Raw genomic sequence first — 8,419 nt, 5'->3', positions numbered from 1 at the left:
AGATGTGTATAAGAGACAGGACTTACATAGGAATTTTATTAATGAAAAAAGAATATATTCCTATTTGCTGCAAGTTCTTCATTGCCTTCTCATGTATGGGAAATAGACTAGGATGATTGGAGAATAAGAAGTGAAACTGTAGTGAAAGTAGAAGTTTTACGAAAGTAGAAGGTAATCTTTTTCACCTTATTAGACGTTGGATCACTTGAATTTGTTACAAAAATTTGTCATATTTGTCATATTTTTATTATACATTCTTTATAAAGAACAAATCAACTAAAAAATCTGCAACCAAGAGATTTGATTGCAGATTTACATGTTAATTGGAGCCACAAGAACCGTCCCTATGGTCCCTTGACTTTTGTGTGCAGCTTTCCATGGCTGCGATTATAGCGGAGCGGAAGCCGTGTTTTTCGAGGGTTGCGACGGCTTGGATGGTAGAGCCTCCTGGGGTGCAGACATCGTCTTTTAGTTCGCCGGGATGTCTTTCTGTTTCTAGGACCATTTTGGCTGCACCTAGTAGAGCTTGTGAAGCAAGCTTGTACGCTTGTTTCCTTGGTATCCCTTGCATAACTGCTCCATCAGCTAATGCTTCGATAAACATATATGCATAAGCAGGTGACGAACCACTCACTGCAGGGATGGCATCCATATGTTGTTCTTCGATCACCTCAGCCTTTCCAAACCCTTCAAACAGACGGACAACTTCAGTCAAATCTTCATTCGTCATATAAGAGTTCACACAAAGGGCACTCATCCCTTCTCCGACTAATGAAGGCGTATTTGGCATTGAACGAACAACCTTCATAGGCCGTTCAAATTGCTTTTCGATAAAATCAAGGGTTATTCCAGCGGCGATTGTAATAATGATGGTTTCATCTTTCACAACTGCTTTAACCTCATTGATTACATCACCATACAAATCCGGTTGAACCGCTAAAAATAAATAATCCGCATTTCCCGCTACTTCTATGTTGTCACGTGTCGTTCTAATTCCATATGTTTTCTCTACTAATTGTAGGGTTTCTTCTGTTTTGGCACTCACGATTAATTGCTGTGGAGTTGTGACTTCGGAAGATATCATTCCCTGAATCATTGCTTGAGCCATTTTTCCACAGCCAATAAAGCCTATTGATTTATTCATGTAAAACCTCCTCCACGTCTATTATAAAGAAGTTGACGTGATAATGCGAAACTCCCATATACGATACATACTATTTCATTTAACGGACAAACTAATCCAAAAAAGAGGTGAAAAACAATGCAACGATTTGAAAGACTCCTTGATACTGTGTTTGGATATACAGGCTGGCATGACCTCACAAACACGCTGCCATCTAGAGAACAAGAACTGGGGTATTTGTATGAAGAGGAAAATGATGACGAACCAATCCTCTAAGAAGTAAAGGGCTTTCCAATATGGAAGCCCTCCTTTTATGTTCGGTTATAACAATCACAACTAACAATATGGTCATTCACCATTCCGGTTGCCTGCATAAATGCGTAGCAAATCGTCGATCCCACAAATTTAAAACCACGCTTTTTTAGATCTCTACTTAACCGATCACTAATTTCCGTTGTCGCGGGTACTTCTTCTAATGTGGTAAAATGATTTTTAATCGGTTTTCCATCTACAAATGACCAAATATATGTATGAAAGCCTCCAAATTCCTCTACGACACGAAAGTATGCTTTTGCATTCGTGACCACTGCGTTGACTTTTAGCCGATTTCGAACGATCCCTTCATTTGATAAAAGTTCTTCGATTTTCTTCTCATCATATGTCACAATTTTTGATGGTTCAAAATGATCAAAGGCCTTGCGATAATTTTCTCGTTTTTTTAAAATCGTGTACCAGCTAAGACCAGCCTGTGCCCCCTCTAAATTCAAATATTCAAAGAGCAAACGGTCATCGTATACAGGGACGCCCCATTCATGATCATGATAGTTCAAATAAAGAGGGTCCTCATTCACCCAACCACATCGTTTCAAAACTCTCCCACCTTTTTCAAGAAAATGGAGCCAGCAGAGCTGACTCTTTTTTTAAACTTCCAAATATTTATCCTGTTCAATTTCATCAAAGAAAAAGCTTCGTTGGCCTATTGAGAAAAGATGAAGTTCATGCATCGCGCGTGTACAAGCCGTATAAAAAAGCTTACGTTCATATTCTCTTCCATACACTTGATTGGATGCATTATAAATAATAACCGCGTCAAACTCAATTCCTTTTGCTAAATAGGATGGCAATACAAGAATCCCCTTATCAAAATGATAAGTCTCCTGATTCATTAGACGAACAGGCACTTCATTTTTCAACATTTCAAAGGCTTCCTTGCTTTCTGCTTCTGTTTTACAAATCACTGCAATCGTTTCATGTCCCTTATCTTGAAGTTCCTTTATTTTCGACAGGACTTCTTTGTGAAGTTCTTCTCTTGTCTCCACTTCTTTGAAGTGTGGAAGAGACCCAGAGCGGGTAAAGGCTTGAATTTCATTACCACCTACGACAATTCCTTTTGAAAATTCAACAATTTCTTTTGTAGAACGGTAGCTTTTCTTCAGTTCGATGACTTCATAATTTTCGTCCTCATAAAGCTCAGGAGATAATAATGTTGGTGCATTCATGGAGTGTGCATAGATTGCTTGATTATAGTCCCCAAGTATGGTCATGCGACAATTCGGAAACAACTGCTTCAAATATTCAAATTGAAATGGTGAATAATCCTGAGCTTCATCGATGAACAAGTGACGGATACTTGTATTTGACTTTTTCCCCTCAATTAAATCCTGTAAATATATAAATGGAGTAGTATCCTCATAATTCAAGTGATTTTGTTCTAGTTTTTCAATGGTATATGAACAGATTTCACTCCAATGTTGCGTTACCTTTTGCTCTTTCGTATGTGTAAATAATTGCTTATAGATTGCTTTTCGGTCAAGATATGCAAGCTTTTTAATCGCTGCTTTTATTGGTTTGAAATACTTCCTGACAATTTCCTTCGCAATTAGTTTTTCCTCACGTTCATAATCATCAAAGGTCTCCTCAGAGAACTCCTGTTTTTTCTGTAATTGTTTAAAGATTTCAAGATGGTCCTCCTTATCCATCAGTTCAGCTTCCTGTAGGACCCAATCTTTTTTACGTTCTTTTCGCTCGAACTTAATCACTTCTTTCATCAGCCACTCTGTGACGATTATAAGTCGATTTGGAATCGATATGGACGGATCGAGTGAGTAGAAATACTCCGCAATTGATTCCTTAGAAACGATTATTTTCTTTTTAAACTTTATGTCTTTAAAAGGAAGACCTTGTTTTTCAAGTTCTTTTGCATATGAATCAATAAGTGCCTTAAATTCAAGGTTCGCTTTATAGTGAATCGCCTGGAGTCTTACATCATAATCAGGGTTTTCCATTTCTGTAAGCAAATACTCCATTTGTGAGAATGGGTCTTCTACATCAAAAAGACTGCCTAATCGATATTGAGCGTATTCCTGAAAAGTGGATTGTTGCATATTTTCTTCTCCAAGCTCAGGTAGAACGGTAGCGACGTAGCTATTAAACAAGGGATTCGGTGAAAATAGCATCATATTATTTGAGCTAAGCTGTTCACGATAACGATATAGCAAATAGGCAACACGCTGTAAGGCAGCTGACGTTTTCCCCGAACCAGCTACACCTTGAACAATTAAATAACGACTTTTTTCATTTCGAATAATTTTATTCTGCTCTAATTGAATCGTCGCAACAATGCTCTTCATTTGCGTATTGGCCTTATTGCCAAGTACCTCCTGTAGCATTTCGTCCCCGATTGTAACTCCTGTATCAAACATAGTTTTCAACTTACCATTTTTTATGATAAATTGACGTTTTAATGTCATTTCTCCTTCGATTGTTTCAAACTGGGTTTCATACTGTGCCTGACCTGGATAATAATCATAATACATACTGGAAATCGGTGCTCTCCAGTCAAAAATTAAAAAATCATCTTCGGCCTCATCCAATAATGAGGCAATTCCAATGTAAATCGTTTGTTCGCTTGTCTCTCCATTTTCTGCAAAATCAAATCGGCCAAAGTAGGGCGAATCCTTCAATCTTTCAAGAATTTTAATCTGCTTATATATCTGCCGATGATTTCTTTCGCGTTCACCTAATAGTTCGGATTGTTGTTTAATACTTTGAAATGTTTCAATGACGTCATCAGGTTCATCAAGATTGACAGTTACATCTTCCCAAAACGCATTTCGAAGATCGATGATTTCACTTTTTACGTTTCCTACCTTCGCTTCGATGGCAGCTTTCTTACTTTCAATGACCTTCAACACATCTTCAAGTCTGTCTTGTTCCTGAATCCAGTCTGCATTTTGCTTCTCCATGAACACCACTCCTCGTATACGTGAACTTTTCGTCTCTTCCCTTGAATTGAATAGTTGACAACCACAAAATTAAGTTATATAATTATAATAGGGAATTTTGAACGCATTTATGAATACATTCAAAAAAAGACAGAACAATGACATCTTACCATGCCGTTCTGTCTTTTTCAATGTTTTTTAGCCATTTTTCATCATATAGTCCAAAGTTCTTTTAATACCTTCCTCATAAGGTGTTGCAGGTAAAGGACCGATTTCCTGCTCGTATTTAGATCCATCTAAAACAACCGGATCTTCCGTTAAGTACAGCATTTCTACAACCTCTCTCATTTGTTTATCAAAAATGCCTAAAAATCGAATCATACCCTTCGTTACTGTCAAAACGGACTTTTGATATTGTATATGACTTCGTACTATATTTATAATCTTTTCACCCGAAATCACTCCAGCTGCTGGAATATTCCAACTTTGTCCATATGCCTTTTCATGTAAGGCAAGCTCGACAATTGCTTTCGCCCCATCAGGTGTATAAATATATTCCCTTTCATTTTGTTGATTTCCTACGAACATCGCCTTTTTATTTTGAATAACCTTATCAAATGTGTACGTTAGCATCGCATTAGCTGCATTGGGTCCATAAAAGTCAGGAAAATGCGCAAAAAGTACTGGGATACTTGCTTGGAACGCGATATTTCCTAGCTCTACCCGAATTTGCCCCTTCTTCGTATGTGGATTTTTTGGATACTTTTCATTTACTTTGCTTCCGTTTCCACGACCGTAAGAATAAATATTATCAACAATAGCAAGCTTGCAGTTTGCTGCTTCAGCTGCTTGCACTACATTTTTCATTAAAGTTGGCTGTTTTTCATACCATTCACTATACGGAATATTGATCGCATGAAAAATAACATCCACTTCTTTGGCAGCATTTAGTAAATCTAGCTGATTAAATACATCTCCAGTGACAATTTGGACTTTTTCTCTGTTTCTAAAGAGATATTCTAATTTTTCTTTCGTTCTTGCAAAAGCGGTTACGTCAATCCCTCTTTTCACTAATTCTTCAACAATTGCATAACCCATTCCCCCTGAAGCACCTAATACTAAAGCCTTTTTCATAAAACCAGCTCCCTTTTTCAATTTTATTAACCGGTGGTCAATATAATACAAAAAAATAATTTCAGTTCGGGAAAGTCAATTACACTTTCCCGTCTAAGATTGGCTTTAAAATATATTCAACATGAGACTTAGCCAAGTTTTTTACATCATCATAGGTTTGATTGCTTCTGCAATAATGTGTGACAAAACCATGAATCGATAAGAAGATTGACCAAATATCCTGAATGCTGGCTCTTCGGTTGCTTAAATTCGATATTACATTTGCAAACATTTCGTAGCTTTCATTTGGCTCCTGTTGAATATAGTTTTTTACCTCCTCATCATTGATTAAAAACATTAATTCATATTGGCTTTTGTGTGTAAGCCCGAATTCAATATACCCTAACAAAATCTTTTTCAATTTTTCAGCTGGCGGTTTGTCTTGATTAATGATTTGATGTAAAACCTGGTTCAGCAGGCCAAAGTCTTGAACAACCATTGCATAAAACAAATCAGCTTTATTGTTAAAATGATAATAGATGGCGCCATGGCTATAGTTTAATTCCTTTGCAATCTGACGCATCGAAACATGCTGATAGCCTTTCTGTACAAAGAGTTCATGGGCCACATCCATTATTTTTTCACGTGATAATTCCTCTTGAACCTGCTTTCTTGGTGACATTCATCTAAATCTCCTTTTATTAACCACTGTTCAATAATAATGTATTCCAAATTAAACCAAAAGTCAACTGCTTCATGCACATTTTTTAATCTAAACAATACAATATATAAGTAAAAGCGGACCCCTACACGAGTCCGCCTTGATTTCTTTATTATTCAGCCTTGCTTAATACTTGCTGTTCTTGTTGCTCTTCAGCTTCACTCGCTGCTTTCTTTTGCTTGATGTAACCAATTCCTATAATGGCAGCAACGACAAGGATCTCAAAGCCATATTTCACAAATCCATTACTAAATACAGAGCTTAGGAATGGTTCTGCAACAATCATCTTTGATGCAGTCCAAGCTAAAATTGCTGCACCAATTGTAATGATGATCGGGAAACGCTCGACCAACTTAATGAACAATGTACTTCCCCAAATCATAATTGGAACGGAAATAATAAGTCCTAATACAACGAGTAAGAAATTACCTTGTGCGGCTCCAGCAACCGCTAGAACATTATCTAGGCCCATCAATGCATCTGCAATAATAATGGTTCGAATCGCTGCCCAGAAGCTTCCGACTGCTTTTATTTCATGACCTTTGTCATCTGCTAATAAATTATAGGCAATCCATATTAGAAGGATACCACCAATAAGTCGTAGTCCTGTGATTTCAAGAAGCCATACAACTGCTAGGGTTGCTGCAATCCTTATTAAAATTGCCCCTACAGTTCCCCAGATAATTGCCTTCTTTTGTTGTTCCTTAGGCAACTTTCTTGCTGCCAATCCGATAACAATGGCATTATCTCCGGCTAACACCAAATCAATCCCAATAATAACTAATAGTGCTGTTAAAAACTCTACGCTTAAAAATTCCATCAAAGATCTCCCTTCAATTTCTTTCATTCTATAAAATTAGGAAAAACATGAATGCCTTTCACTAGAATAAATTATTTCAATGATGCCAAGTATTTTTCATCTAAACGTTTTTCAATCTTTTCAAGCTCTTCTTTGTTCTTTAAAATCTCTTCTTTATTCTTTTTAATTAATTCATCAAATGATGATGTTTCTATCTTTCGTTTTAGCATACCTCTTCTCACCTCTTTCTTTACATAAAACAAAAATGACCTTTACCTCAAGTGGTAAAGGTCATAAATAAAGACCTCTACCGAAAACTGGTAAAGGTCTTGCTAACAACGTGTAAGTTGCCAACAAAGCCGAGAGTGGGTCTCACTCTGAAATGACGACTTTGCTGTAAAAGCTACTCCCCTTTAGGAGAACAATATTCGTAATATTTATTATATAAACAATTTTACATAGAGTTTGTGCGAATGTCAACCTTTTTTAAATAATATTTTTTCCGTAAAAAATTTCATCCATTTCTGTTATTAACTTTTCAGCAATCATTAGTTCCTCATCGGGTGTAAGTTTCTCTTTTGTATTGCTAAAAAACAAATAATGTTCAAGGTCAAATTCTTTTAGCTTACATTTTGTATGAAAAATATTTTCCTGATACACATTCACATCAATCATGTGATACATTTCCTGAATTTCTTCAGGTATGTAGTTTTGTATTGAATTTATTTCATGATCAATAAACAGTTTATGTCCTGTTACGTCTCTTGTGAATCCACGTACGCGATAATCAATCGTCATCACATCTGTCTCAAATGATTGGATCATATAATTTAATGCCTTTAAAGGTGATATTTCCCCACAAGTTGATACATCTATGTCTGCTCGAAACGTGCTAATCCCATCGTCTGGATGTGATTCCGGATAGGTATGAACGGTAATATGACTTTTATCCATTTGGGCAACAACAGATCCTGGAATGGGTCCTGGGGACTCTTCAAATGCTTCATCAGGGGATTCATCCACAGGTCCCTCAGAAACTAAAATCGTAACACTTGCACCTTGAGGAACGTAGTCTTGCTTGGCGACATTTAAAATATTTGCCCCGATAATATCCGCCACATTGGTTAAGATTTCAGTTAAACGATCTGCATTATACACATCATCTATATATTCCAAATACGCATCACGTTCTTCTTGTGATCTTGTATAACAGATATCGTACATGTTAAAGCTTAAGGATTTCGTTAAATTATTGAAACCATGTAGTTCTGTTATCTGGTTTGGACTCAGCTCCATATGTTTCATGTAATTGTCCCCTTTTTTATATTTATTCCATATTTTTATGTTGGTTGAATCACCAGATTCTATTCATTTTATTTATTTTTAATAATGACCAAAAAAAATATCCGACCCAATTGGCCGGATATTATATATAGATC

At 36.5% G+C, this 8,419-nt stretch carries 9 protein-coding genes; 1 reads left to right on the top strand and 8 read right to left on the bottom strand.

The window, feature by feature from the left end; all coding sequences use genetic code 11:
* Window positions 1-319 precede the first annotated feature (319 nt).
* Window positions 320-1,144, bottom strand: coding sequence for a pyrroline-5-carboxylate reductase (gene proC, locus E1I69_RS23380; protein WP_136381907.1), 825 nt, complete (start codon window positions 1,142-1,144; stop codon window positions 320-322).
* Between the two features lie 117 nt (window positions 1,145-1,261).
* On the opposite strand from proC, the gene E1I69_RS24560 reads away from it, so the two are divergent.
* Window positions 1,262-1,399 (top strand): hypothetical protein, encoded by a 138-nt coding sequence (locus E1I69_RS24560; RefSeq protein WP_154670438.1) that lies wholly within the window; start codon window positions 1,262-1,264, stop codon window positions 1,397-1,399.
* Window positions 1,400-1,434: 35 nt separating this feature from the next.
* Here the strand turns inward: E1I69_RS24560 and E1I69_RS23375 are convergent, their stop codons facing one another.
* The 7 genes from E1I69_RS23375 to speD all read right to left on the bottom strand — a co-directional run bounded on the left by E1I69_RS23375 (window position 1,435) and on the right by speD (window position 8,276).
* Window positions 1,435-1,992 (bottom strand): DNA-3-methyladenine glycosylase I, encoded by a 558-nt coding sequence (locus E1I69_RS23375; protein ID WP_136381906.1) that lies wholly within the window; start codon window positions 1,990-1,992, stop codon window positions 1,435-1,437.
* Between the two features lie 51 nt (window positions 1,993-2,043).
* Window positions 2,044-4,368 (bottom strand): RNA polymerase recycling motor HelD, encoded by a 2,325-nt coding sequence (gene helD / locus E1I69_RS23370; protein WP_136381905.1) that lies wholly within the window; start codon window positions 4,366-4,368, stop codon window positions 2,044-2,046.
* A 177-nt stretch (window positions 4,369-4,545) separates the two neighbouring features.
* The gene (locus E1I69_RS23365; protein ID WP_136381904.1) at window positions 4,546-5,481 is read right to left on the bottom strand and encodes an SDR family NAD(P)-dependent oxidoreductase; all 936 of its coding nucleotides are present in this window, start codon (window positions 5,479-5,481) and stop codon (window positions 4,546-4,548) included.
* 79 nt (window positions 5,482-5,560) lie between these two features.
* Window positions 5,561-6,142, bottom strand: coding sequence for a TetR/AcrR family transcriptional regulator (locus E1I69_RS23360; protein ID WP_136381903.1), 582 nt, complete (start codon window positions 6,140-6,142; stop codon window positions 5,561-5,563).
* Between the two features lie 151 nt (window positions 6,143-6,293).
* The gene (locus tag E1I69_RS23355; protein WP_136381902.1) at window positions 6,294-7,001 is read right to left on the bottom strand and encodes a TerC family protein; all 708 of its coding nucleotides are present in this window, start codon (window positions 6,999-7,001) and stop codon (window positions 6,294-6,296) included.
* 71 nt (window positions 7,002-7,072) lie between these two features.
* Window positions 7,073-7,210: an FbpB family small basic protein gene (locus tag E1I69_RS23350; protein ID WP_136381901.1), complete on the bottom strand. Its 138-nt coding sequence runs from the start codon at window positions 7,208-7,210 to the stop codon at window positions 7,073-7,075.
* A 256-nt stretch (window positions 7,211-7,466) separates the two neighbouring features.
* Window positions 7,467-8,276: an adenosylmethionine decarboxylase gene (speD, locus tag E1I69_RS23345; RefSeq protein WP_136381908.1), complete on the bottom strand. Its 810-nt coding sequence runs from the start codon at window positions 8,274-8,276 to the stop codon at window positions 7,467-7,469.
* Window positions 8,277-8,419 lie beyond the last annotated feature (143 nt).

The organism is Bacillus timonensis (assembly GCF_004799755.1).
In the GTDB taxonomy this organism is placed as follows: Bacteria; Bacillota; Bacilli; order Bacillales; family Bacillaceae_L; genus Ferdinandcohnia; species Ferdinandcohnia timonensis_A.
Note: the sequence above shows the minus strand (reverse complement) of the source record. Positions and strands in the feature narration are given on the sequence as shown.